This is a genomic window from Pseudomonas sp. RGB (assembly GCF_007713445.1).
In the GTDB taxonomy this organism is placed as follows: Bacteria; Pseudomonadota; Gammaproteobacteria; order Pseudomonadales; family Pseudomonadaceae; genus Aquipseudomonas.
The window spans coordinates 1-24133 of record NZ_VMSH01000001.1; the positions used below are offsets into that span (position 1 = coordinate 1).

The 24133-nt window shown below is 60.4% G+C and carries 24 protein-coding genes; 10 read left to right on the top strand and 14 right to left on the bottom strand.

All coding sequences use genetic code 11. The features are described from left to right. Positions 1–89: 89 nt before the first annotated feature. Positions 90–1289: a tyrosine--tRNA ligase gene (gene tyrS / locus FPT15_RS00005; RefSeq protein ID WP_145157402.1), complete on the bottom strand. Its 1200-nt coding sequence runs from the start codon at positions 1287–1289 to the stop codon at positions 90–92. A 209-nt stretch (positions 1290–1498) separates the two neighbouring features. On the opposite strand from tyrS, the gene FPT15_RS00010 reads away from it, so the two are divergent. Both FPT15_RS00010 and FPT15_RS00015 read left to right on the top strand, forming a co-directional pair. Next, the gene (locus tag FPT15_RS00010) at positions 1499–2911 is read left to right on the top strand and encodes a peptidoglycan DD-metalloendopeptidase family protein (protein ID WP_145157404.1); all 1413 of its coding nucleotides are present in this window, start codon (positions 1499–1501) and stop codon (positions 2909–2911) included. Between the two features lie 3 nt (positions 2912–2914). Continuing rightward, on the top strand, positions 2915–4006 hold the full coding sequence (locus FPT15_RS00015) for an anhydro-N-acetylmuramic acid kinase (RefSeq protein WP_145157406.1): 1092 nt from the start codon (positions 2915–2917) through the stop codon (positions 4004–4006). Positions 4007–4071: 65 nt separating this feature from the next. Here the strand turns inward: FPT15_RS00015 and erpA are convergent, their stop codons facing one another. Together erpA and argC are read right to left on the bottom strand one after the other, a co-directional pair. Next, positions 4072–4422, bottom strand: a complete 351-nt coding sequence (erpA, locus tag FPT15_RS00020) for an iron-sulfur cluster insertion protein ErpA (RefSeq protein ID WP_003176443.1) — start codon at positions 4420–4422, stop codon at positions 4072–4074. A 165-nt stretch (positions 4423–4587) separates the two neighbouring features. Further along, positions 4588–5622 carry an N-acetyl-gamma-glutamyl-phosphate reductase gene (gene argC, locus FPT15_RS00025; protein WP_145157408.1) on the bottom strand — a complete coding sequence of 345 codons (1035 nt, stop codon included), beginning with the start codon at positions 5620–5622 and terminating at the stop codon, positions 4588–4590. A 136-nt stretch (positions 5623–5758) separates the two neighbouring features. Here argC and hemJ point away from each other — a divergent pair, with 136 nt between their 5' ends. From hemJ to coq7, 6 genes are all read left to right on the top strand, one after another. Then, positions 5759–6187, top strand: coding sequence for a protoporphyrinogen oxidase HemJ (gene hemJ / locus FPT15_RS00030; protein ID WP_119737710.1), 429 nt, complete (start codon positions 5759–5761; stop codon positions 6185–6187). 24 nt (positions 6188–6211) lie between these two features. After that, a complete protein-coding gene (locus FPT15_RS00035; protein WP_145157410.1) occupies positions 6212–7174 on the top strand; it encodes a nitronate monooxygenase family protein in 963 nt (320 codons plus the stop codon). A 71-nt stretch (positions 7175–7245) separates the two neighbouring features. Next, positions 7246–8211 carry a DUF805 domain-containing protein gene (locus FPT15_RS00040; protein WP_145157412.1) on the top strand — a complete coding sequence of 322 codons (966 nt, stop codon included), beginning with the start codon at positions 7246–7248 and terminating at the stop codon, positions 8209–8211. Between the two features lie 62 nt (positions 8212–8273). Then, complete coding sequence (locus FPT15_RS00045) at positions 8274–9062, top strand: SDR family oxidoreductase (RefSeq protein ID WP_145157415.1); 789 nt, start codon at positions 8274–8276, stop codon at positions 9060–9062. Between the two features lie 45 nt (positions 9063–9107). Beyond that, positions 9108–9446, top strand: a complete 339-nt coding sequence (locus FPT15_RS00050; RefSeq protein WP_106575496.1) for a histidine triad nucleotide-binding protein — start codon at positions 9108–9110, stop codon at positions 9444–9446. A gap of 117 nt (positions 9447–9563) precedes the next feature. After that, on the top strand, positions 9564–10211 hold the full coding sequence (gene coq7, locus FPT15_RS00055) for a 2-polyprenyl-3-methyl-6-methoxy-1,4-benzoquinone monooxygenase (protein WP_145157417.1): 648 nt from the start codon (positions 9564–9566) through the stop codon (positions 10209–10211). Positions 10212–10277: 66 nt separating this feature from the next. Here coq7 and FPT15_RS00060 read toward each other — a convergent pair whose 3' ends face one another. After that, the gene (locus FPT15_RS00060; RefSeq protein ID WP_005792019.1) at positions 10278–10700 is read right to left on the bottom strand and encodes an OsmC family protein; all 423 of its coding nucleotides are present in this window, start codon (positions 10698–10700) and stop codon (positions 10278–10280) included. A 249-nt stretch (positions 10701–10949) separates the two neighbouring features. Between FPT15_RS00060 and crp the strand changes: the two genes are divergently transcribed. Then, positions 10950–11594, top strand: a complete 645-nt coding sequence (gene crp, locus FPT15_RS00065; protein WP_106575498.1) for a cAMP-activated global transcriptional regulator CRP — start codon at positions 10950–10952, stop codon at positions 11592–11594. On the opposite strand, the gene FPT15_RS00070 is transcribed toward crp, so the two are convergent. The 4 genes from FPT15_RS00070 to FPT15_RS00090 all read right to left on the bottom strand — a co-directional run bounded on the left by FPT15_RS00070 (position 11591) and on the right by FPT15_RS00090 (position 14929). Continuing rightward, on the bottom strand, positions 11591–12286 hold the full coding sequence (locus FPT15_RS00070) for a lipoate--protein ligase family protein (protein WP_145157419.1): 696 nt from the start codon (positions 12284–12286) through the stop codon (positions 11591–11593). The two genes, crp and FPT15_RS00070, sit on opposite strands and share 4 nt — an antisense overlap. 157 nt (positions 12287–12443) lie before the next feature. Then, positions 12444–13280, bottom strand: a complete 837-nt coding sequence (trpC, locus tag FPT15_RS00080; protein WP_145157423.1) for an indole-3-glycerol phosphate synthase TrpC — start codon at positions 13278–13280, stop codon at positions 12444–12446. Next, the gene (gene trpD / locus FPT15_RS00085) at positions 13277–14326 is read right to left on the bottom strand and encodes an anthranilate phosphoribosyltransferase (RefSeq protein WP_010206948.1); all 1050 of its coding nucleotides are present in this window, start codon (positions 14324–14326) and stop codon (positions 13277–13279) included. Before trpD ends, trpC begins: the two co-directional genes overlap by 4 nt. Before the next feature lie 9 nt (positions 14327–14335). Then, the gene (locus FPT15_RS00090; protein ID WP_145157424.1) at positions 14336–14929 is read right to left on the bottom strand and encodes an aminodeoxychorismate/anthranilate synthase component II; all 594 of its coding nucleotides are present in this window, start codon (positions 14927–14929) and stop codon (positions 14336–14338) included. A gap of 421 nt (positions 14930–15350) precedes the next feature. Here FPT15_RS00090 and estP point away from each other — a divergent pair, with 421 nt between their 5' ends. Beyond that, the gene (gene estP / locus FPT15_RS00095) at positions 15351–17273 is read left to right on the top strand and encodes an esterase EstP (protein WP_145157426.1); all 1923 of its coding nucleotides are present in this window, start codon (positions 15351–15353) and stop codon (positions 17271–17273) included. Positions 17274–17407: 134 nt separating this feature from the next. On the opposite strand, the gene trpE is transcribed toward estP, so the two are convergent. The 6 genes from trpE to FPT15_RS00135 all read right to left on the bottom strand — a co-directional run bounded on the left by trpE (position 17408) and on the right by FPT15_RS00135 (position 23961). Then, positions 17408–18889, bottom strand: coding sequence for an anthranilate synthase component I (gene trpE, locus FPT15_RS00105; RefSeq protein ID WP_145157428.1), 1482 nt, complete (start codon positions 18887–18889; stop codon positions 17408–17410). Positions 18890–18957: 68 nt separating this feature from the next. Continuing rightward, positions 18958–19776: a phosphoglycolate phosphatase gene (locus FPT15_RS00110; RefSeq protein ID WP_145157430.1), complete on the bottom strand. Its 819-nt coding sequence runs from the start codon at positions 19774–19776 to the stop codon at positions 18958–18960. Then, positions 19773–20447 (bottom strand): ribulose-phosphate 3-epimerase, encoded by a 675-nt coding sequence (rpe, locus tag FPT15_RS00115; protein WP_003194703.1) that lies wholly within the window; start codon positions 20445–20447, stop codon positions 19773–19775. The genes FPT15_RS00110 and rpe overlap by 4 nt, the downstream gene beginning before the upstream one ends. A gap of 84 nt (positions 20448–20531) precedes the next feature. Further along, positions 20532–21680, bottom strand: a complete 1149-nt coding sequence (locus FPT15_RS00120; protein ID WP_145157432.1) for an iron-containing alcohol dehydrogenase — start codon at positions 21678–21680, stop codon at positions 20532–20534. Between the two features lie 196 nt (positions 21681–21876). Further along, positions 21877–22701: an ABC transporter permease gene (locus tag FPT15_RS00130; protein ID WP_028618151.1), complete on the bottom strand. Its 825-nt coding sequence runs from the start codon at positions 22699–22701 to the stop codon at positions 21877–21879. Positions 22702–22713: 12 nt separating this feature from the next. Continuing rightward, a complete protein-coding gene (locus tag FPT15_RS00135; RefSeq protein ID WP_145157436.1) occupies positions 22714–23961 on the bottom strand; it encodes an ABC transporter permease in 1248 nt (415 codons plus the stop codon). Positions 23962–24133 lie beyond the last annotated feature (172 nt).

The following is a 24133-nucleotide window of genomic DNA, read 5'->3' on the forward strand; positions in this document are numbered from 1 at the left end:
GTTTACCAAGGAGTTTTCCGTTTCGACTGCGCCGGAAGTGGGGCGAATTATAGACAGATATAAAACGCCGTCAACACTTAATTTCAGGTTTATTCGGATTTAAGCGTAATACGCGCAAATGCCTTCTTACCTGCCTGGCAAACGTGGGTAGCCCCCAGCTCGTATATAAAGGTGCGATCAACAACCTCACCATCTATACGCACGCCGCCGGAACCCAGCAGGTCACGCGCAACCGCCGAGTTCTTCACCAAACCAGCCTTATTAAGGACAGCAGCGATCGGCATCGCTTCAGCAGCAGTCAGCTCGATCTCCGGCAGATCATCCGGTAACTCGCCATCCTTCATGCGATTGCCTGCCGCACGGTGAGCACTTGCCGCAGCCTCTTCACCATGAAAGCGCGCCACAATCTCTTCGGCCAATTTGATCTTCACGTCACGCGGATTGGCACCCGCCTCGACGTCAGCACGCAGCGCATTGATCTCATCCATCGAGCGGAAACTCAACAGCTCGAAGTAACGCCACATCAACGCATCCGGAATCGAAACCAGCTTGCCGTACATCACACCCGGCGCTTCCTGGATACCTACATAGTTACCCAAGGACTTGGACATCTTCTTGACGCCATCCAACCCCTCCAGCAACGGCATGGTCAGAATGCACTGCGCCTCTTGCCCATACGCACGCTGCAGCTCACGCCCCATCAGCAGGTTGAACTTCTGATCAGTACCCCCCAACTCAACGTCCGCGCGCAACGCCACCGAGTCATACCCTTGAACCAGCGGGTACAGGAACTCGTGAATCGCGATCGGCTGATTAGTGGAGTAGCGCTTGTCGAAGTCATCGCGCTCAAGCATGCGTGCCACGGTGTACTGGGATGTCAGGCGGATAAAGTCAGCCGGCCCCATCTGGTCCATCCAGGTGGAGTTGAAGGCCACTTCGGTCTTGGCCGGATCGAGAATCTTGAACACCTGAGTCTTGTAGGTCTCGGCATTATCGAGAACCTGCTCACGGGTCAGCGGCGGGCGCGTCGCGCTCTTGCCGCTTGGATCACCGATCATCCCGGTGAAGTCACCTATAAGGAAGATGACTTGATGCCCCAGCTCCTGGAACTGACGCAGCTTATTAATAAGCACGGTGTGGCCCAGGTGCAGATCCGGCGCCGTTGGATCGAAGCCAGCCTTAATACGCAGGGGTTGGCCACGCTTGAGCTTTTCGATCAGCTCGGCCTCGACCAACAGTTCTTCCGCACCACGTTTTATCAGCGCTAGCTGCTCTTCAACCGACTTCATAACAGACCCGCAAGGCTCAGATTCAAAAGGGAACCAACCATACAAGATCAGGGACTAATTACAAGTTTTGCCCTGCGCACGGACACCGTTCAGCAAGCCCAGCATTCGCAAGCTTGCGCCACAGATGATTTGGTTATATTTTATACAGTTATTTCATCTTCATCATGTCATTCATCTTTTCCATTTCATCTTCAAAGTCAAAATTACTTATGACCACAGAACCGTCTAAAGCGCCGCCGCTTTACCCGAAGACCCACCTGCTCGCCGCAAGTGGTATCGCCGCTCTTCTCAGCCTGGCACTCCTGGTATTCCCTTCCAGTGACGTAGAAGCCAAACGAACATCCCTGAGCCTTGACCTGGAAAGTCCAGTTGAACAACTGACACAAGATCAAGACGCTGCCGACGCGCAACAAGCCACAAATGCACCCACTGAATCACCCTTTGCGCAGATAGAAAGCACTCCCGAAGACACTCAACACGCCACTCAAGAGCCGCCTGCGGCCGTCGCGGCCAAGAATCCCCTGCACCGCGAAGTGATCGTGGCCAAAGGCGACACTCTCTCGACGCTGTTCGAGAAAGTGGGCCTGCCCGCCTCTACTGTTAATGAGGTGCTGGCCAGCGATAAACAAGCCAAGCAATTCACTCAGCTCAAGCACGGGCAGAAGCTTCAGTTCGAGTTGGCACCCAACGGCCAGCTGAACAACCTGCACAGCAATGTCAGCGACCTCGAAAGCATCACGCTGACCAAAGGCGCCAAAGGCTTTGCCTTCAACCGCATCACCACCAAACCGGTGATGCGCTCGGCCTACATACATGGCGTGATCAACAGTTCACTGTCGCAATCGGCCGCCCGCGCGGGCTTGTCCCACAGCATGACCATGGACATGGCCAGTGTGTTTGGCTATGACATCGACTTCGCTCAGGACATTCGCCAAGGCGACGAATTCGACGTGATCTACGAGCAGAAAGTCGCCAACGGCAAAGTGGTCGGCACCGGCGCCATCCTTTCGGCGCGCTTCACCAACCGTGGCAAGACCTACACCGCCGTTCGCTATACCAACAAACAAGGCAACACCAGCTACTACACGGCTGATGGCAACAGCATGCGCAAAGCCTTCATCCGTACGCCGGTAGACTTCGCCCGCATCAGCTCGCGTTTCTCCATGGGCCGCAAACACCCGATCCTCAACAAGATCCGCGCTCACAAAGGCGTCGACTATGCCGCCCCGCGTGGCACGCCGATCAAAGCAGCCGGCGATGGCAAGGTGCTGCTGGCTGGGCGTCGCGGTGGCTACGGCAATACCGTGATCATCCAGCACGGCAACACCTACCGCACGCTGTATGGCCACATGCAAGGGTTCGCCAAAGGCGTATCCACAGGCAGCAACGTCAAGCAAGGCCAGGTGATCGGCTACATCGGCACCACTGGGCTGTCCACTGGGCCGCACTTGCACTATGAATTCCAGGTAAATGGCGTCCACGTCGATCCATTGGGCCAGAAGCTGCCAATGGCCGACCCGATCGCCAAAGCCGAGCGCCCACGCTTCCTGCAGCAAAGCCAGCCGTTGATGGCCCGCATGGACCAGGAGCGCTCTACCCTGCTGGCCTCGGCGAAGCGCTAAGGTATGCCGCGCTATATAGGTGTGATGTCCGGGACCAGCCTTGATGGCCTGGATATCGCCCTGATCGAACAAGACCCGGCGATCAACTTGATCGCCACGCACTACATCCCGATGCCCGAGACCCTGCGCGCCGAGCTGCTAAGCTTGTGCGCCAGCGGCCCGGACGAGATCGCCCGTTCAGCGATTGCCCAGCAACACTGGGTAACGCTCGCCGCCCAAGGCATCCATGCCTTGCTGCAACAGCAGAACCTCAAGCCCGAAGACATTCGCGCCATTGGCAGCCACGGGCAGACGATCCGCCACGAGCCGGCCCGCGGCTTTACCGTGCAGATCGGTAACCCTGCGCTGCTCACCGAGCTGACAGGCATCACCGTGGTCAGCGACTTCCGCAGCCGCGACGTCGCCGCCGGCGGCCAGGGCGCGCCGCTCGTGCCGGCTTTTCATGAGGCGTTGTTCGGTGAGCGTACCGGCAACCGTGCCGTATTAAACGTTGGCGGGTTCAGCAACCTCAGCCTGATCGAGACCGGCAAACCGGTAGCCGGCTTCGACTGCGGCCCCGGAAACGTCTTGCTGGATGCCTGGATTCACCAACAGCGCGGCGAGCACTTTGACCGTGACGGCCAGTGGGCCGCCAGTGGCAAGGTTGAGCCTCAGTTGCTCAGCCGCCTACTCAGCGACCCCTTCTTCCTCACCCAAGGCCCGAAAAGTACCGGACGTGAAGTCTTCAACCTGAGCTGGCTGCAGCACCACCTTGGCACACTGCCCGCGTTTAAGCCTCAGGACGTACAGGCAACCCTGCTTGAACTGACGGCGCTGACCATCGTTGAATCCTTGCAAACTGCACAGTCCGAGACTGAAACGCTACTGGTCTGTGGGGGCGGCGCGCATAACGCCACACTGATGAACCGTCTGGCGACGCTGCTGCCGTCCACCCAGGTCAGCAGCACCGCCACTTATGGCGTCGATCCCGACTGGGTCGAAGCCATGGCCTTCGCCTGGCTGGCCCATTGCTGCCTTGAAGGCATTGCCGCCAACCGCCCCAGCGTCACCGGCGCACGTGGGCTGCGGGTACTGGGCGCGATTTACCCGGCCTAACTCCCAGACAGCAAAACGCCGCTTGGCCTTTCAAAGCCAAGCGGCGTTTTTTTATCTGCAGTGGATCAGATCGAGAACGAAGACCCGCACCCACACGTCGTGGTGGCATTCGGGTTCTTGATCACGAAACGCGAACCTTCCAGACCTTCTTGATAATCCACCTCGGCACCTGCCAGGTATTGGAAGCTCATCGGGTCCACGACCAGGCTGACGCCTTCGCGCTCGACGATAGTGTCATCATCGGCCACATCTTCATCGAAGGTAAAACCGTACTGAAACCCTGAACAACCGCCGCCCGTAACAAATACGCGCAGCTTCAAGCGATCATTACCCTCTTCATCGACCAGGCTCTTCACCTTGTGCGCAGCACCGTGGGTGAATTGCAAAGCCGTGGGGGTGAAGGACTCAACGCTCATGCTGATAATCTCCCGGCGTACCGCCGCCATATGCGTAATGGCGGGCATTATCCGCTTCTCCTAGAAAAGCGGTCAACTATTGTTACGGTATATCAATCTGCGTTGCCGCCATTAAAAACACAAAAGGCCCGATCAACGGGCCTTTTGCACACCAGCAGTCAAGCCTTACGGCAGCATGCCCGCGTGGGACAGGCCCAGCTTCTCATCCAGGCCAAACAGGATGTTGAGGTTCTGCACCGCCTGGCCCGAGGCGCCCTTGACCAGATTGTCGATGACCGACAACACCACCACCAGGTCGCCATCCTGCGGACGGTGCACGGCGATACGGCAGACGTTGGCACCGCGCACGCTGCGGGTTTCCGGATGGCTGCCAGCTGGCATTACATCGACGAACGGTTCGTTGGCATAACGCTTTTCAAACAGCGCCTGCAGATCTACCGAACGATCGACCACGGTTGCGTACAGCGTGGAGTGAATGCCACGAATCATCGGCGTCAGGTGCGGCACGAACGTCAGACCGACATCCTTGCCCGCAGCACGCCGCAGCCCTTGACGAATTTCCGGCAAGTGGCGGTGCCCTTTTACCGCATAGGCCTTCATGCTTTCCGACGTTTCGGAGTACAGCGAACCTACAGCTGCCCCGCGACCTGCGCCGCTCACACCCGACTTGCAGTCTGCGATCAGGCGCGAAGTGTCCGCCAGCCCGGCTTCGAGCAATGGCAGGAAACCCAACTGCGTGGCAGTCGGATAGCAACCCGGCACCGCGATCAGGCGGGCTTGCTTGATCTGCTCGCGATTGACTTCAGGCAGGCCGTATACCGCCTCTTCCAGCAATTGAGGCGCGCCGTGCGGCTGGCCATACCACTTGGCCCATTCGTCAGCATCCTGCAGACGGAAATCGGCCGACAGGTCGATGACCTTGGTGCCCGCCGCCAGCAGTTCACCGGCCAGTGCATGCGCCACCCCGTGAGGCGTCGCGAAAAACACCACGTCACAGGCGCCAAGGGTCTTGATGTCCGGCACGCTGAACGCCAGGCCGTCGTAGTGGCCTCGCAGGTTGGGGTACATATCGGCCACGGCCAGCCCCGCCTCGGATCGGGAAGTGATAACCACCACCTCAGCTTGCGGATGCTGAGCCAACAGACGCAGCAATTCGACACCGGTGTAACCCGTGCCGCCGACGATACCGACCTTGACCATAAACCTGCCCTCAACGAACCCACTGGAAAGCCGTCGATAATAGGGGCCACATCGTCCTGCGACAACCGTCAACGTGACGTACGGGCGCATGAGCCACTACTATCTTCAGTTACCGTGAACCTGGGAATAACTAGAAATGCTCTATCTATGGATCAAAGCCTTCCACATCGTCGCCATCGTCTGCTGGTTTGCCGGGCTGTTCTACCTGCCACGCCTGTTCGTCTATCACGCCCAAAGTGAAGACACCGTCAGCAAGGAACGCTTCAGCGTCATGGAGCGCAAGCTCTACCGCGGCATCATGGGCCCGGCGATGATCGCCACGCTGATATTCGGCGGCTGGCTGATCTACCTCAACCCTGCGATCTTTCAATCCGGTGCGTGGATCCACGCCAAACTGACTCTGGTGGTGCTGCTCATCGGTTACCACCATATGTGCGGCGCACAGGTAAAACGCTTTGCCCGTGGCGAAAACACCCGCAGCCATGTCTTTTATCGCTGGTTCAATGAAGTACCGGTTCTGATATTGCTGGCTATCGTAATTTTGGTCGTGGTCAAACCGTTCTAACTTCAATCACTCGGGGTACCTCCAATGTCGCTGCCCGCTTTGCTTGAACAACGTCTGCGCCTGCCCGTGGTGGCAGCGCCGATGTTCCTGATTTCCAACCCGCAACTGGTACTGGCCTGCTGTCGCAATGGCGTGGTCGGGAGTTTCCCGGCACTGAACCAACGTGAAAGCAGCGGCTTCAAGGCCTGGCTGGAAGAAATCGAAGCAGGCCTGGCGCAGCTGGATAACCCCGCGCCGTATGCCGTCAACCTGATCGTGCACAACAGCAACCCTCGCCTGGAGGCCGATCTGGCGATCTGTGTGGCGCACAAAGTGCCGATCGTCATCACCAGCCTGGGTGCGGTGAAAGAACTGGTCGATGCCGTGCACAGCTACGGCGGTCTGGTGTTTCACGACGTCACCACGCGGCGCCACGCCGAGAAAGCCGCAGAGGCCGGTGTCGACGGCCTGATCGCCGTGGCTGCAGGCGCCGGTGGCCATGCCGGTACCTGGAGTCCGTTCGCGCTGATCGCCGAGATTCGGCAGTTCTTCGACAAAACCCTGCTGTTGGCAGGCTGCCTCAACCATGGCCACGAGATCCTCGCCGCCCAGCTGTTGGGCGCAGACCTCGCCTACTTCGGTACACGCTTTATCGGCACCACTGAAAGCCATGCCCCGGATGCGTATAAAGAGATGCTGCTCACATCGCGTGCCGCCGACATCGTGCACACTCCCGCAGTGTCCGGCGTGCCCGCCAGCTTTATGCGCCAGAGCCTGGAAAACGCCGGTTTCGACCTCGCAGCCTTACAGGGCAAAGGCGAAGTCAACTTCGGCTCCAAGCTCAAGCCGTTGAGCGACGAGGCCAAGGCATGGAAAACGGTGTGGTCTGCGGGCCAGGGCGTCGGTGAGATTGATGATCTGCCCGGCGTCGATGAACTGATTGCCCGCCTGGGTGCCGAATACCGCAAGGCCCGCGAACAGGCGACACAACTGCGCTGGCCACGCTGATACACTCGCCAGGCCTGCCGATTGAAGCGGGCCGGCAACTCCCCTCCTTTACCAGTGACAAGGATGCCCGCATGAGCGACAACCGTTTCAAGATCGTGTTTGACGGAGCCTTGCTCCCGGGTGTCGAAAGCACCACGGCCAAACTCAACCTGGCCGAGCTGTTCAAGAGCGATGTCGAGTCGATCGAAAAGCTCTTCACCGGACGCCCGGTTGCGCTCAAGCGTGACCTGTCGCGCGCCGATGCCGAGACCTACCTGACTGCGCTGAAAAACGCCGGTGTTGATGCCCGCATCGAAGATGAACAACCCGTGGCATTCAGCCTTGCCGAAACCCACGAAACGCAGACCAGCGCCGCTGATTTTTCGCGCGCCGCCGCCTCGCCTTACGCGCCACCCCGTGCAGCCGTGGGGGATAACACCGAGGCATTCGCAACGCTCAAGGTTTTCACCATTCACGGGCGCATCGGTCGCCTGCGCTACCTGGCCTGGACGCTGGTATTGACCCTCGCCATGCTGGTCGCTGCGGGCATCATCAGCACCGCCAGTTTCGCCGTGGCCACCGCCTCGCCAACAGCCGGCGCTATTCTCGGCGCGCTGCTGGGTTTCGCGTTGTTTGTTGCGCTGGTCTGGGTCAGCGTGCAAATCGGCGTGCAACGCCTGCACGATCTGGGCTGGTCTGGCTGGCTGTATTTCCTGAACCTGGTGCCATTTGTGAACAGCATTTTCCCGCTGTTGCTGCTGGTACTGCCCGGTAATCCAGGTGCCAACCAATACGGCCCTCCGCCACCACGCAACTCCACTGCGGTGAAGGTGCTGGCTACCTTGTGGCTGGCGTTCATTCCGGTGATGCTTGCCATCCTGGTCACACTGGGCATGAACGGCTACCTGAATCAACTCGAAGCCAACATGAGCAATAGCTACGAAAGCAGCTCCATCAATGCCGATGACGACACCGATCAAAGCGTCATCGTTGATGAAGAAGACGGCGCGCAAAGTGCTGACGACGCAGCCGAACCTGTAGACTCTCCAGAACAGTGAGAAACGCCCGGCGCCTGTGATGCCTCTGTCACAGGCCCGGCGGCGTTGCGATGGAGAAAGGCATGACCCGTTACGCTCTGATCACCGGTGCCTCCAGCGGCATTGGCCTGGCCTTGGCCGAAGCATTGGCCCGTCGCGGCCGCAGCTTGATTCTGGTGGCCCGCCAGCGTGATCAGTTGGAAAGCATTGCAATCGAATTGACTCAACGCTTCGGCGTCGAGGTGTTGTTTCGCGCCTGCGATCTGGGCGAACCGCTGCGCCTGTCCGGGTTCCTGCTGGAGCTTGAAGAGGGCGAGCGGCAGATCGATCTGCTGGTCAACTGCGCCGGCATCGGCACCAGCGGACCATTCCTGGCCCAGGACTGGATGACCGAACAAGACCTGATCGAAGTCAACATCCTGGCCCTGACCCGTATGTGCCATGCCCTGGGCAATGCCATGGCGCTGCATGGCGGCGGGCAGATTCTTAACGTTGCTTCGGTCGCCGCGTTTCAGCCGGGCCCCTGGATGAGCAGCTATTACGCCAGCAAGGCGTATGTGCTGCACTTCTCCGAAGGGCTGCGCGAAGAATTGAAGACCTGTGGCATCAAGGTCTCGGTGCTGTGCCCCGGCCCTACGCGCACAGCCTTTTTTGGTACCGCGCAAATGGACACCGCCAAACTCGACCGCAGCCAACAACTGATGAGCCCGGAAGAAGTCGCGCTCTATACCGTGCGGGCCTTGGAAAGAAACAAAGCCATCATCATTCCCGGGCGGCGTAACCGTTGGCTGGCGTTCAGCCCACGCCTGAGCCCCCGCTGGCTGACCCGCAAGATTGCCGGCGCCATCAACAAGGCCTATTGCCCACGTTGACGGCCTGGGTACACTCCCCTGCACTTTCACAATGGAGAAACAGCTGTGGATACTCTGTTCACCAAGATCATCAACAGGGAAATACCGGCGAAGATCATCTATGAAGATGACCAGGTCCTCGCTTTCCACGACATTGCCCCGATGGCGCCCGTGCATTTTCTGGTCATTCCAAAAAAGCCGATCCGCACCCTCAATGACCTCACCGAAGACGATAAAGCCCTGGCCGGCCATATTCTGTTTACCGCTCAGCGTCTGGCTGTGGAACAGGGCTGCGAGAAAGGCTTTCGCGTGGTGATGAACTGCAATGAAGAAGGCGGGCAGACCGTTTATCACATTCATATGCACGTGCTGGGGCAGCGCCAGATGAACTGGCCACCGGGCTGATCAGCCTTCCTGCAGAGGTCGCGGCCCAGGGCTGCGACTTCATGCCCTTGACTCAGCGCAAACGCTTCGCCCTCTCTTGCGGTAAACTGGCCGCCGAGATTCTTCCCGGAGGTCAGCATGACTACCCAACGTCACTACTCGCCGATTGACCGTCTGTTGCTGCAAGCCGACATGGCCATGCGCACGCTGTTGCCGTTCAGCGGCCAACCGTACCGCCCATCGCCCGCAATCGTGCAGCCGGATTCGCAGATGAGCGAGAGCGACACCCGCCACGTCGTCGGCCTGATGCGCATCAACCATACCGGCGAAGTCTGTGCCCAGGCGCTGTACCAGGGCCAGGCGCTGACCGCCAAGCTGCCGCAGGTGCGTGCGGCGATGGAACATGCCGCCGAGGAAGAAATCGACCACCTGGCCTGGTGTGAGCAGCGCATTCGTCAGTTGGGCAGCCATACCAGCGTGCTGAACCCACTGTTTTATGGTTTGTCGTTTGGTATCGGCGCCGCTGCCGGCCTGATCAGTGACAAGGTCAGCCTTGGCTTTGTCGCTGCGACGGAACATCAGGTGTGCAAGCATTTGGATGAACACCTGGAACAGCTGCCGGCCGAAGATGAAAAGTCCCGGGCCATCCTCGAGCAGATGCGCATCGATGAAGAACACCACGCAGAAAGCGCACTGGATGCGGGCGGTTTCCGCTTCCCGGCACCGGTGCGGTTTGGCATGAGCCTGTTGGCCAAAGTCATGACCAAGAGCACCTATCGCATCTAAGTGCATTGAATCTGACCCACAAAAAAGGGCGCCACACAGGCGCCCTTTTCTTTTGCCGCTTGGCGATCAACCCAACTCGATGATTTCATAATCATGAGTGATTGCCACACCGGCCGCGCCCAGCATGATCGACGCCGAGCAATACTTCTCGGCCGACAGCTCGATGGCACGCTTGACCTGCGCTTCTTTCAGCGCCCGGCCCTTCACCACGAAATGCATGTGGATCTTGGTGAACACCTTCGGGTCTTCAGTGGCGCGCTCGGCTTCCAGGAAGGCTTCGCAGCTTTCCACGGCCTGGCGGGATTTCTTCAGGATGCTGACCACGTCGAAATTGCTGCAACCGCCGACACCCAGCAGGAGCATTTCCATCGGACGTACGCCCAGGTTACGGCCGCCGGCTTCCGGCGGGCCATCCATGACCACCACATGGCCACTGCCCGACTCACCGAGGAACATGGCTTCGCCCGCCCATTGGATGCGTGCCTTCATCGCCCAGACTCCACTGCTAAAAAAGGGTCGCCAGCTTAGCACAGGGCCTTGGAACCGCAGCGTCCTGCCTGCAAAGCGATCAATGACAGCGTTTGCTCGGTAAATTCCTTAATCGAGGCAGAATGTGTCTGGTAAGCTGGCGCCAATTCAATGGCGCATTGCCATCCTTTGTACAGCGTGTATCAATGCCGACATCGCTGGATAAAAAATAAATCCAACCACACCGTGCAGTCTTTCCGGGATACAACCATGGTTGCTCTTACTCCCACACCCAAGATCAAGAATCTCGACAAGCTGCTGATGCATTGCCAGCGCCGGCGTTATCCGGCCAAGCACAACATCATCTGCGCGGGCGAACGTTCCGAAACACTGTTCTTCATCATCAAAGGCTCGGTCACCATCCTGATCGAGGATGAAGACGGTCGCGAGATGATCATCGCCTACCTCAATACCGGCGATTTCTTCGGGGAGTTGGGGCTGTTCGAACAAGCCGGCAAAGAGCAGGAACGCAGCGCCTGGGTGCGCGCCAAGATTGAATGCGACGTTGCCGAAATCAGTTACGCGAAATTCCGCGAATTGGCCCAGCATGATCCCGACATCCTTTACGCCCTGAGCGGCCAGATTGCCCAGCGCCTGCGCGACACCACGCGCAAAGTCGGTGACCTGGCGTTCTTTGACGTCACCGGCCGCGTGGCCCGCTGCCTGCTGGAGCTGTGCAAGCAACCGGATGCCATGACCCATCCGGACGGCATGCAGATCAAAGTCACGCGCCAGGAAATCGGGCGCATTGTCGGCTGCTCACGGGAAATGGTCGGTCGCGTACTCAAGGACCTGGAAGAGCGCAACCTGGTGCACGTCAAAGGCAAGACGATGGTGGTGTTCGGTACGCGTTAACCCGGCAGAAAGCCGGCCAGCATTTGACGGTACAAGGCATCCAGCCGGCTGATCGCATCCGGCGCGGGAAAGGCTTCATGCAGCGCGATATGGCTGTCGGCACGTACGCGCTGGTCGAGGCCGCAGGCTTCATTGAAACGGTTGACCGCTGCAATCAATTCTTCGCGATCGTCATCCAGCAACAGGGCGCCGTGCACCAACCCCACCGGGCGGCCGCCGCTCTGTCGCCAGCGCTGGGCGGTGCCCACCATCTTGCGACCTTTGAGATTGACGTTGTAACGACCGTCGCAAAACGCTCCGTCGACTTCACCGACGGACGCGTCACCACCCAGCTCAATCAATAAGTCGCAGATCGGCTGGCACAAACGCTGATAACCGGTTTCGATGCGCCCTTGATCACCTTCGCTGCGCGGCGGCGCGTAAACCAGGGCGATATTGACGGTGGCGCCAGACTGCGGCACCGGCTCACCGCCGGTTTCACGCAGCAACACCGGCCAACCGGCATCGGCTGATACGCGGCTCGCGGCTTCAAAAGCGGGCAAGCGGCTCAAGCGGCGCGGCATGACCAGTGCTTGATCGCAGGGCTGCCAGAACAGCAGCCCGAACGCTCGCTCGCCAGCGCAAACGGCCGCCAACAGGTCTTGTTCGGCAGCGAGGCCGGCTTCGACGGTCATCGATAGGGGTTGAATCATCAAACACCTACTTCTCTGGATAGACACAAAACTAATGTGGGAGCTGGCTTGCCTGCGATACAGGCACCTCGGTGTATCAGTTACACCCAGGTGATGCTATCGCAGGCAAGCCAGCTCCCACATAAGCCCGCTCGCGCATTTTTGACCGTGTTTCAAATCAATCCAGGGTCGAACCGCTAACCGCCACACCACGCTCAGGAAAAAACAAACGCTGCAGCTCCGCCCCCGGGTTCTCGGCGCGCATAAAGGTCTCGCCCACCAGGAACGAGTACACACCGCTGATTTCCATCAGTTCCACATCGGCGCGGTTGAGGATGCCACTCTCGGTGATCACCAGACGGTCACGCGGGATACGCGGCAGCAGGTCCAGCGTGTTTTCCAGGCTGACCTCGAAGGTGTGCAGGTTACGGTTATTGACCCCCACCAACGGCGTATCGAGGGTTTTCAGTGCACGTTCCAGCTCATTGCCGTCGTGGACTTCCACCAGCACATCCAGGCCAACGCTTTTGGCCACGGCCGCCAACTCAGCCATCTTCACGTCATCCAGTGCAGAGACGATCAGCAGCACGCAGTCGGCGCCCAAGGCACGGGCCTCGACGATCTGGTACGGGTCAACCATGAAATCCTTGCGGATCACCGGCAACTTGCACGCCGCGCGGGCCTGTTGCAGGAACAGGTCGCAACCCTGGAAGAAGTCGATATCGGTCAGTACCGACAGGCAGGTTGCGCCGCCCTTCTCGTAGCTCTTGGCAATGTCTTCAGGATTAAAGAGCTCGCGGATCACGCCCTTGCTGGGTGAGGCTTTTTTGATCTCGGCAATGACCGCGGGCTGCTTGTCCTTGGCCTGCTTTATCAGGGCGTTGGCAAAACCACGCGGCGCATCGGCGATCTTCGCTTGAGCTTCCAACTCGGCCAGGCTGACGCGGGCGCGACGCTCGGCGACTTCTTCCGCCTTGCGGGCCAGGATTTTTTCCAGAACGGTCGGCACACTCATCCTTCATTCTCCATCTTGAACACCGCAGTAAAGGCACCCAGTTCTTCGAGCTTCTCGCGAGCGAGCCCGGTGTGCAATGCATCATGTGCGAGGGCCACGCCCTCTTTGAGACTGTAGGCGTGATCGGCGGCGTACAGTGCCGCGCCGGCATTGAGCACGATCATTTCGGCAGCTTTCTGGCCGTTTTCTGTTTTACGACGCCCCAGGGCATCCCGAATCAGTTCAAGCGAGGCGGCCGGGCTTTCTACCGCCAGGCCATGCAGGCTCTGGCTTTTCATGCCGAGGTCTTCGGGCTCGACCCAGTACTCGGTCACTTGGTCGTTCTTCAGTTCCGCCACAAAGGTCGGGGCGGCCAGGCTGAACTCGTCCAAACCGTCTTTGGAATGCACCACCAGCACGTGCTTGCTGCCCAGGCGTTGCAACACCTCGGCCAACGGGCGGCACAGCGCCTGACTGAACACACCCACCACCTGATGTTTCACACCGGCCGGATTCGTAAGCGGGCCGAGCATGTTGAACAGGGTGCGCAGGCCAAGGTCCTTGCGCGGGCCGGCCGCGTGTTTCATCGCACCGTGGTGGGATTGGGCAAACATGAAGCCAATGCCGACGCTGTCGATGCAGCGCGCCACTTGTACCGGCGTCAGGTTCAGGTAGATCCCGGCCGCTTCCAGCAAGTCGGCGCTGCCGCTCTTGCCAGAGACCGCGCGGTTACCGTGCTTGGCCACGGTGCAACCGGCCGCCGCGACCACAAAGGAGGAAGCCGTCGATACGTTGAAGATATTCGCACCGTCACCGCCGGTGCCGACCACGTCGACCACGCCGTCGAGGGTCTTGAGTTCGACCTTGTCGGCCAGCTCACGCATCACCGACACGGCGCCGACGATTTCGTCGATGCTTTCGCTCTTCATGCGCATCGCCATCATGAACGCGCCGATCTGCGCGTCGGTGCATTGGCCGGTCATGATCTCGCGCATCACATCGCTCATTTCAGCGGTGCTCAGGTCCAGATGGCCGACGATACGGCTCAGGGCAGTCTTGATATCCATGGAAAGTCCTTAGCGCGTGCCGCCGCTCTGCTTGAGAAAGTTAGCGAACAGCTCGTAGCCCTGCTCGGTCAGGATCGACTCGGGGTGAAATTGCACCCCTTCGATATTCAGTGTCTTGTGGCGCAGGCCCATGATCTCATCGACCGAACCGTCGTCCAGTTGGGTCCAGGCGGTCAGCTCCAGGCACTCGGGGAGGGTCTCACGCTTGACCACCAGCGAGTGGTAACGGGTGACCGTCACCGGCAGGTTCAGGCCGTGGAATACGCCCAGGTCTTTATGGAACACCGGGCTGGTTTTGCCGTGCATTACCTGGCGCGCGCGAACCACATCACCGCCAAAGGCCTGGCCAATGGACTGGTGGCCCAGGCACACGCCCAGGATCGGCAACTTGCCGGCGAAATACTTGATTGCTTCCAGGGACACACCGGCTTCGGTCGGCGTGCAGGGGCCTGGCGAAACCACGATGCGCTCCGGGTTCAGCGCGGCGATTTCGGCGACCGTCAGTTCATCATTGCGCACGACCTTGACCTCGGCACCGAGCTCGCCCAGGTACTGCACAACGTTGTAGGTAAAGGAGTCGTAGTTATCAATCATCAGCAACATGTGGGTTCAAACCTCTTGAATTCACTGATTTCGAATGACCGCCTTCCAGGAGTGACCCGCTGCCAGACGCACGTTCCGGTTGCCAGGGTGAGCCGGCAAGGGGCGTCAAACAACGGGTGAAGAAGGCAAATCGGTACAGGTCCGGCCAAGCCGGCAGAGAAAAATGTCAGGCGCGCCAACGCCAACGGGCGTGTGCCTTGACTACTCGCATCAAGAGTTTGCTGATGATCAACACGGGGAGGGTCTCGTTCATACGTTCAGGCACAGTAACGTAGCCTCGCCAGCGGTGCAATATGGAGCCGCGAATACGGGGTAATCACGACGAAATCTTTATAGGAAAAAACTGTTTTCTTCACAGAAAACCCTCACTACATTGCTAGTGTTTCGCTTCCGATACAAAAACAACTAAATGGAATTTTGCATGTTCAGACCTCCGTTTTTCGCACCGCTTGCCGGCTGCCTCTTATCACTGGCCTGCGCGCAGGCGTTCGCAGCCTCCTCACCGTATTCAACCATGGTCGTTTTCGGCGACAGCCTGGCCGATGCCGGTCAGTTCCCCGATGGCTCGAATGGTGCCACGTTACGCTTTACCAACCGCACCGGGCCGACCTTCCAGGGCGATTACGGCCTGGTTTCGTCGACCTTGCTCGGCTCCCGGCTGGGCGTCGCGCCAAACGACTTGAATGCCTCCACCTCGCCGGTTCGCGCGGCGCAAGGCTTGCCCGACGGCAACAACTGGGCAGTCGGCGGCTACCGTACCGACAACATCCTGGATTCCATTACCTCGGTCTCCAACGCGGCGATTCCGCCTGGCAACCCGGGTGGCGGTACGGTGCTTCGCAGTCGCCAGGGTTATCTCCCGGCAAACGGCGGGCGGGCCGACCCCAACGCGCTGTATTTCCTGTCCGGTGGCGGCAATGACTTCCTGCAAGGCCGCGTCCTCAGCCCAGGCCAGGCCGTTGCCGCCGGCGGGCGCCTGGCCGACAGCGCCCAAGCCCTGCAACAAGCCGGCGCGCGCTACATCATGGTGTGGATGCTGCCCGACCTGGGCCTGACTCCGGCCATCAACGGCACGCCGCTGCAGGCGTCGAGTTCGGCCCTGAGCACTCTCTTCAACCAGTCACTGGTGCAGCGCCTGTCTCAGATCGATGCGCAGATCATCCCGTTGAATATTCCGCTGCTGCTCAATGAAGCCTTCGCCAGCCCGGCCCGCTTTGGCCTGGCCACCGGACAAAACCTCACCGGCACCTGCTTCAGTGGCAACAGTTGCACCGCCAACCCGACCTACGGCATCGGCGGCACCAACCCGGACCCGACCAAGCTGATCTACAACGACTCGGTCCACCCCACCATCGCCGGGCAACGCTTGATCGCCGACTACGCCTATTCACTGCTTGCGGCGCCGTGGGAACTGACCTTGCTGCCGGAGATGGCCCAAGGCACGTTGCGCGCCCACCAGGACGAACTGCGCAACCAATGGCAGGCGGACAACGGCAACTGGCAAGCCGTGGGCCAATGGCGCGCCATCGTGACCGGTGGCGGCCAGCGCCTGAACTTCGATGATCAAAACAGCTCGGCCAGCGGCGACGGCAGTGGCTATAACCTGAATGTCGGGGGCAGCTACCGGCTCGACGAAAACTGGCGCGTAGGCGTGGCAGCCGGCCTGTATCGGCAGACGCTTGAAGCCGGCGCCAGCGATTCGGACTACAAGCTCAACAGCTACATGGGCACCGCCTTCGCCCAATACCAGCAAAACCATTGGTGGGCCGATGCCGCGTTGACCGGCGGCAAACTGGACTTCGACAGCCTCAAGCGCAAGTTCGCCCTGGGCGTCAGCGAAGGCTCGGAAAAAGGCGACACCGACGGCTGGCTCTGGGCCCTCAGCGGCCGAGTGGGTTACGACATTGCCGGCGCCGGCAGCGACTGGCACCTGTCGCCGTTCGTCAGCGCCGACTATGCGCGGGTCGAGGTCGATGGCTATTCGGAAAAGGACAGCCGCTCCACCGCACTGACCTTTGACGATCAACAACGCGACTCCAAGCGCCTGGGCGTCGGCCTGCAGGGCAGCTATCGTGTCACGCCGCAAACCCAGGTGTTTGGCGAAGTAGCCCACGAGCATGAATTCGAAAACGATACCCAGAAGGTGAAGATGTCGCTCAATAGCGTTCCAGGGATCGATTTCAAGCTGGACGGCTACACGCCGCGCAGCAATTCGGATCGCTTAAGCCTCGGCGTCAGCCACAAACTGACTCAGGAGCTGGCGTTACGGGCGGCGTATAACGTGAGGAAGGATGACAATTTGACCCAGCAAGGGGTGAGCGTGGGGGTGAGCCTGGATTTCTAAAACGGTCTAGAGCACATCACAAAACAACTGTGGGAGCTGGCTTGCCTGCGATGCAGACACCCCGGTGTATCAGGTACACCCAGGTGATGCTATCGCAGGCAAGCCAGCTCCCACAGTTGGATCTCTATCTGGCTTTAGTTTTGCGGGGTTTGCTCGGCCAGCGCCACCGCACGGAACATCGCGCGGCGCTTGTTCAGGGTTTCTTCCCATTCCAGCGCCGGCACCGAGTCAGCCACAATTCCGCCACCGGCCTGCACGTGCAGCTCACCGTCCTTGATCACCGCCGTACGGATCGCAATCGCGGTGTCCATGTTGCCGTTCCAGGCGAAATACCCCACGGCGCCACCGTACACACCACGCTTGACTGGCTCCAGTTCGTCGATGATTTCCATCGCGCGAATCTTCGGCGCGCCCGACAAGGTGCCCGCCGGCAGAATCGCGCGCAGCGCGTCCATGGCGGTTAAGCCTTCCTTCAGCTCGCCGGTCACGTTGGAGACAATGTGCATCACGTTGGAATAGCGCTCGATGACCATCTTCTCGGTGAGCTTCACCGAGCCGATTTCCGAAACGCGGCCAGTGTCATTGCGGCCCAGGTCGATGAGCATCAAGTGCTCGGCGATTTCCTTGTCGTCGCTCAGCAGGTCTTCTTCCAGCGCCAGGTCGGCCTCTTCGGTCGCGCCGCGTGGGCGTGTGCCGGCAATCGGGCGCACGGTGATCAGGTTGTCTTCGACGCGCACCAGCACTTCCGGCGAACTGCCCACCACGTGGAAGTCGCCGAAGTTGAAGAAGTACATGTACGGCGTCGGGTTGAAGCAACGCAGCGCGCGGTACAGGTCGATCGGCGCGGCCTTGAAGTCGATGGACATGCGTTGCGACGGCACCACCTGCATGCAGTCACCGGCGAGGATGTATTCCTTGATGGTATCCACCGCGCGCTCGTAGTCATCCTGGGTGAAGCTGGAGCGGAACACCGGGTCGGCAGCCGGTGGACGGCTGAGGTCCAGGCCACGGCGCGGGGTGATTGGCTGGCGCAGTTTTTCCAGCAGCGCTTCAAGGCTGGCCTGGCCTTGCTCGAAGGCGTCGGCCTGGGAAGGATCCGCCAGCACAATCGCGTGCATTTTGCCGGCGAGGTTGTCGAACACCACCACCGCGTCGGAGACCATCAGCAGAATGTCCGGCACGCCCAGCGGGTCCGGGTTCGGGCATTTGCCCAGGCGTTTTTCCACGTAGCGCACGCAGTCGTAGCCGAAGTAGCCCACCAGGCCGCCGTTGAAGCGCGGCAAGCCAGCGATGGTCGGCACGTTGTAGCGCGCCTTGAAGGCTTCGACGAAGGCGAGCGGGTCTTCAACGTCGTGGTTTTCGATCTCGACGCCATCGAGCGTGATGCTCACATGATGATCGTGCACCCGCAGCACGGTGCGGCACGGCAGGCCGATGATCGAGTAACGGCCCCACTTCTCCCCGCCCTGTACCGATTCCAGCAGGTAGGAGTTGGGCTCGTCGGCCAGTTTCAAGTAGATCGACAGCGGCGTATCGAAGTCGGCCAGGGTTTCGCAGGCCAACGGGATACGGTTATAGCCGGCAGCGGCCAAACGCAGGAATTCTTCGCGGATCATGAGGTGCCTCGTGGCTTGAGGGTCAAACGGTCAGGTGTGCAAACGTGCCGCAGCGCGGCCAGGATCAGTCAGGCGCGCCAACGCCAGCGGGCCAGGGCCTTGATGACTTTCATCCAGAGTTTGCGAGTGACCACCACGATGGCGTTTCCAGAAGGGGTTGGTTCGATGTCGGGCAACGTTATCTCAGCGCCCGCTCCCAAGCAACCGGGGATTAGCAGCCGCAGGTCATCAATCACCAGCGCCGGCGCTTCTTCGGCAATCGGTCGGCCATGGTTATAGCCATAACTGAGCGCCACACACTGCACGCCTGCGGCTTTGGCGGCCAGCACATCACTGCGCGAGTCACCGACAAACAACGACTGGGAGGCCGGGATATTGGCCATTTTCATCACGAAGAACAGCGCCGCCGGGTCGGGTTTCTTCTGTGGCAACGTATCGCCACCGATGATCCAGCGGAAGTAACGGCCAATCTTCATGTGATCCAGCAGCGGCGCGACAAAACGCTCCGGCTTGTTGGTGATCAGGGCCATTTCCACGCCCTGCTTGTGCAGCCACTTGAGCGTGTCGCGCACGCCGGGGTAAACCACGGTCAGCTCGTGGCCGTTTTCATAGGCCGCGTTGAACAATTCCAGGGCGTGTTCGGCCTCTACTTCATCGACACCTTCGGCATCGATGTTGTTGGCCAAGGCCCGGCGCACCAGCATCTGCGCGCCGTTGCCGACCCACATGCGTACCGACTCGATCCCTGCAGGCTTGCGCCCCAGCTTGAGCAGCATCTGGTCCACCGCCGCTGCCAGGTCCGGCACCGAATCGATCAACGTACCGTCCAGATCGAACATCACCAGCCGTGGCAGTTTGCCGGGGAACAGCTGCTCAAAGCCGCTCATGGACGCGCCAGCGCCAGCTCGGCACGCATCTTGTCGATGACGGCCTGGTAGTCCGGGGCATTGAAGATCGCCGAGCCGGCCACAAAGGTGTCGGCGCCGGCGGCGGCGATTTCGCGGATATTGTTGACGTTGACCCCACCGTCGATTTCCAGGCGGATGTCACGGCCCGACGCATCGATCAGCGCACGGGCTTCACGCAGTTTGTTCAGGGTGCCGGGGATGAATTTCTGCCCGCCAAAGCCTGGGTTGACGCTCATCAGCAAGACCATGTCGACCTTGTCCATCACGTACTCAAGCACGCTCAGCGGAGTGGCCGGGTTGAACACCAGGCCTGCCTTGCAGCCGCCTTCGCGGATCAGTTGCAGGGTGCGATCGACGTGCAGCGTGGCTTCCGGGTGGAAGGTGATGTAGGTCGCGCCGGCCTCGATGAAGTCACCGACAATACGGTCCACCGGACTGACCATCAGGTGCGCATCGATGGGCGCGGTGATGCCGTACTTGCGCAGCGCCGCGCAGACCATCGGGCCGATGGTCAGGTTGGGCACGTAGTGATTGTCCATGACATCGAAGTGCACGAAGTCGGCGCCGGCGGCCAACACCTTGTCCACTTCTTCACCCAGGCGGGCGAAATCGGCGGAGAGAATCGATGGAGCGATAACGAAGGGCTGCATGACGCACCTTTTTTGAGCTAAATCACGATGGCGCGCATTGTATACCTCATGCTTTGCTGCGCGCACCGTGACCTAACTCAACGGTTAATACGCAGCCCGGTAGATTTTCTCGATATCCGCCGCGCTGAGCTTGCGCGGGTTGTTGCGCATCAGGCGTTCAATGCCCGCCGCTTCCGTGGCCATGGCGGGGATTGCGTCCTCGGGCACCCCGAAGCTGCGCAGGCCTGCCGGGATTTCTACGGCGGCACACAGTCGCGTCATCGACTCGACGGCCTGGTCGGCGGCGTCGTTGACACTCAAGCCGCTGACATTCACGCCCATGGCCTGGGCAATGTCCTGCATGCGCTCCACACACGCCAGCTTGTTCCAGTGCATCACATAGGGCAGCAACAGCGCATTGCTCACGCCATGGGCGATATTGAAACGCCCGCCCAGCGGGTACGCCAAGGCATGCACGGCGCCCACTCCGGCATTGCCGAACGCCATGCCGGCCATCAGGCTGGCGGTGGCCATGTCGTCGCGGGCCTGCAGATTGGCCGGGTTGGCGTAGGCTTTGGGCAGCGCGTTGGCGATCAGCTTGATCGCGCCAATCGCCAGGGCGTCGGTGATCGGCGAGGCATTCAGCGACAGGTAGGATTCGATGGCATGCACCAACGCATCCACGCCACTGGCAGCGGTGACACTGCGCGGGCACGTGAGGGTCATTTGCGGGCTGATCAGCGCGACGTCCGGCAGCAGGTAATCGCTGACGATGCCCTTTTTCAGCTGTGCAGCCTTGTCGGAGAGGATCGCCACATTGGTCACCTCCGAGCCGGTGCCGGCCGTGGTCGGGATGGCGATCAGCGGCGGGCCCTTGCGCGGCACTTGGTCGACGCCGAACAAATCCGCCAGCGCGCCGTGGTAACCGGCATAGGCCGCGACGCTCTTGGCAATGTCGATGGCACTGCCGCCGCCCACGCCGATCAAGCCGTCATGCCCGCCTTCGCGGTACACGCGCATGCAGTCTTCGACGATGGCGATTTCCGGGTCGGGCAGCACGCGGTCGAAAATTTCATAGGTACGCTCGCCCAAGTGTTCAAGCGCCAGCGCCACGGTGCCGGATTTGACCAGCGCGGCGTCGGTGACAATCAGCGGGTTATCCACATCCAGGCGCGTGAGCTCAAAGGCCAGCTGTTCGATGGCGCCGGCGCCGGTCAGCAGTTTGTGGGCGATCTTGAATGAGGAAGTACTCATGTGCGCGGCCTCTTATTAATGATGGGCTGGCACAAGAGTAGCTGGGGATTTTCGGTTGTGAACTATTCACCCACTGAATGGCACGATCAATGTGGGAGCTGGCTTGCCTGCGATGCGGGCGACTCGGTGTCACAGGCAAACCGAGGTGATGCTATCGCAGGCAAGCCAGCTCCCACAGTTGATCCGGTTCCGACCGTTACACTTGGGCGGTGCGCAGTTTCTCGCTGCGGCCGCGCAGCCATTCAAGCGTCAGCAACAACAGCACCGAGAAGGCAATCAGCAGCGTGGCCGCCGCCGCAATCGTCGGGCTGAGGTTTTCGCGGATGCCGCTGAACATCTGCCGAGGCAGGGTGGCTTGCTCGGGGCCGGCGAGAAACAGCGTCACCACCACTTCATCAAACGAGGTGGAAAAGGCAAACAGCGCCCCCGATATCACCCCCGGCGCGATCAGCGGCAAGGTCACGCGGCGGAACGCGGTCAGCGGCGAAGCGCCCAGGCTGGCTGCCGCCCGCACCAGGTTATGGTTGAAACCCTGCAACGTCGCCGACACGGTGATGATCACAAATGGCACGCCCAGCACCGCGTGCACCACGATCAACGAGAAGAAGCTGTTGCCCAGCCCCAACGGCGCAAAGAACAAGTAACTGGCCACACCGATAATCACCACCGGCACCACCATCGGTGAAATCACCAGGGCCATCACCAGCGCCTTGCCGGGGAAGTTGCCGCGCGTCAGGCCAATCGCCGCCAGCGTGCCGAAGACCATGGCCAGCACCGTGGCCGCCGGGGCGACGATGATGCTGTTCTTCAGCGCGCGCATCCATTCGGCCGAGGCGAAGAAATCCTGATACCAGTGCAGCGAGAAGCCTTGCAGCGGGTACACCAGGAAACTGCCGCTGTTGAACGACAGCGGGATAATCACCAGCACCGGCAAAATCAGGAACAGCAGGATCAGGCCGCACAAGATCCGCAAGCTGTAGAACCATACCCGCTCCACCGGTGACATATAAGGGCTCAGCATCGCAAGGTCTCCTCAGCTCAGGCGCAGGCGACTGGCGCCCACCAACCGGTTATAGATCAGGTACAGCACCACCGTCGCCAGCAGCAGCAAGCCGCCCAAGGCCGTGGCCATGCCCCAGTTGATGCTGGTGTTGGTGTAAAACGCGACGAAGTAGCTGACCATCTGGTCGTTCGGGCTGCCGAGCAGCGCCGGGGTGATGTAGTAACCAATCGCCAGGATGAACACCAGCAGGCAGCCGGCGCCCACCCCGGCGTAGGTCTGCGGGAAGTACACGCGCCAGAAGCTCGCGAACGGGTGGCAACCCAGGGAAATCGCCGCGCGCATGTAGGTGGGCGAGATGCCTTTCATCACGCTATAGATCGGCAGAATCATGAACGGCAACAGGATGTGCACCATCGAGATGTAGACCCCGGTGCGGTTGAACACCAACTCCAGAGGCTGATCGATCAGGCCCATGCCCATCAGTGCGCTGTTGATCAGGCCGCCGGACTGCAGCAACACGATCCACGCCGCCACCCGCACCAGAATCGAGGTCCAGAACGGCAGCAACACCAGAATCATCAGCAGGTTGCTTTTGCGGGCCGGCAGGTTGGCCAGCAGGTAGGCCAATGGATACGCCAGCAGCAGGCAGACGAAGGTGATCACCAGGCCCATCCAGAACGTGCGGGCAAAGATATCCAGATAGATCGCCTGATCAGGCGTGGCCGGGGCCACTTCGCCGAGGTCGTCGATGCGGTGATCGACCGCCGCCAGCAGGTAGTACGGCGTGAGGCTGCTGGTGTTGCGCCGGATCGCCTGCCAGTACGCCGGGTCGCCCCAGCGTTCGTCGAGGCTTTCCAGCGCTTTTTTATAAGAGCCGGGCGCTTCGGTAAACGGCAGCGCCCGCGCGGTTTTGGTTAGCAGGCTACGGTAGCCGGCCAGTTCCATGTTCAAGCGTTTGGACAGATCGCCCAGGGTCTGGTTTTTGCGCGCTTCGCCCAGGTCTTCGCTGAGCGCCTGGTAGACCGGCTCACCTGGCAGGCCACGACCGTCCCAGGTCTTGACCGCCACCACGGTACGCGGCAAACCGCCCACCACTTCCGGGTTGCCGACGCTTTTGTAAAGCAGCGCAACAATCGGCACCAGAAACACCAGCAGCAAAAACAGCACCAGCGGCGCAATCAAGGCCTGGGCCTTCCAGCGGTTAAGCCGCTCGGCACGCGCCAGGCGCTGCTTGAGGGTGGGGCTGTTGACCTCGTTGGAGGGAACGGCGATGGCCATGGCGGACTCCGGAATACTGAAAAATGACCACAAACCTATGTGGCCTGGGCCTACGCTGTGGCGAGCGGGCTTGCCCCGCGTTGGGCTGCAGAGCAGCCCCAAACCAACCGCCGCGTTCTGGCTGAACGAACTCGGTGAATTCAATGGGGCCGCTGCGCGGCCCAACGCGGCA

Coding starts and splice junctions, on each gene's coding strand:
- tyrS (WP_145157402.1), bottom strand. CDS start 1,289: ATGAAGTCGGTTGAAGAGCAGCTAGCGCTGATAAAACGTGGTGCGGAA.
- FPT15_RS00010 (WP_145157404.1), top strand. CDS start 1,499: ATGACCACAGAACCGTCTAAAGCGCCGCCGCTTTACCCGAAGACCCAC.
- FPT15_RS00015 (WP_145157406.1), top strand. CDS start 2,915: ATGCCGCGCTATATAGGTGTGATGTCCGGGACCAGCCTTGATGGCCTG.
- erpA (WP_003176443.1), bottom strand. CDS start 4,422: ATGAGCGTTGAGTCCTTCACCCCCACGGCTTTGCAATTCACCCACGGT.
- argC (WP_145157408.1), bottom strand. CDS start 5,622: ATGGTCAAGGTCGGTATCGTCGGCGGCACGGGTTACACCGGTGTCGAA.
- hemJ (WP_119737710.1), top strand. CDS start 5,759: ATGCTCTATCTATGGATCAAAGCCTTCCACATCGTCGCCATCGTCTGC.
- FPT15_RS00035 (WP_145157410.1), top strand. CDS start 6,212: ATGTCGCTGCCCGCTTTGCTTGAACAACGTCTGCGCCTGCCCGTGGTG.
- FPT15_RS00040 (WP_145157412.1), top strand. CDS start 7,246: ATGAGCGACAACCGTTTCAAGATCGTGTTTGACGGAGCCTTGCTCCCG.
- FPT15_RS00045 (WP_145157415.1), top strand. CDS start 8,274: ATGACCCGTTACGCTCTGATCACCGGTGCCTCCAGCGGCATTGGCCTG.
- coq7 (WP_145157417.1), top strand. CDS start 9,564: ATGACTACCCAACGTCACTACTCGCCGATTGACCGTCTGTTGCTGCAA.
- FPT15_RS00060 (WP_005792019.1), bottom strand. CDS start 10,700: ATGAAGGCACGCATCCAATGGGCGGGCGAAGCCATGTTCCTCGGTGAG.
- crp (WP_106575498.1), top strand. CDS start 10,950: ATGGTTGCTCTTACTCCCACACCCAAGATCAAGAATCTCGACAAGCTG.
- FPT15_RS00070 (WP_145157419.1), bottom strand. CDS start 12,286: ATGATTCAACCCCTATCGATGACCGTCGAAGCCGGCCTCGCTGCCGAA.
- trpC (WP_145157423.1), bottom strand. CDS start 13,280: ATGAGTGTGCCGACCGTTCTGGAAAAAATCCTGGCCCGCAAGGCGGAA.
- trpD (WP_010206948.1), bottom strand. CDS start 14,326: ATGGATATCAAGACTGCCCTGAGCCGTATCGTCGGCCATCTGGACCTG.
- FPT15_RS00090 (WP_145157424.1), bottom strand. CDS start 14,929: ATGTTGCTGATGATTGATAACTACGACTCCTTTACCTACAACGTTGTG.
- estP (WP_145157426.1), top strand. CDS start 15,351: ATGTTCAGACCTCCGTTTTTCGCACCGCTTGCCGGCTGCCTCTTATCA.
- trpE (WP_145157428.1), bottom strand. CDS start 18,889: ATGATCCGCGAAGAATTCCTGCGTTTGGCCGCTGCCGGCTATAACCGT.
- FPT15_RS00110 (WP_145157430.1), bottom strand. CDS start 19,776: ATGAGCGGCTTTGAGCAGCTGTTCCCCGGCAAACTGCCACGGCTGGTG.
- rpe (WP_003194703.1), bottom strand. CDS start 20,447: ATGCAGCCCTTCGTTATCGCTCCATCGATTCTCTCCGCCGATTTCGCC.
- FPT15_RS00120 (WP_145157432.1), bottom strand. CDS start 21,680: ATGAGTACTTCCTCATTCAAGATCGCCCACAAACTGCTGACCGGCGCC.
- FPT15_RS00130 (WP_028618151.1), bottom strand. CDS start 22,701: ATGCTGAGCCCTTATATGTCACCGGTGGAGCGGGTATGGTTCTACAGC.
- FPT15_RS00135 (WP_145157436.1), bottom strand. CDS start 23,961: ATGGCCATCGCCGTTCCCTCCAACGAGGTCAACAGCCCCACCCTCAAG.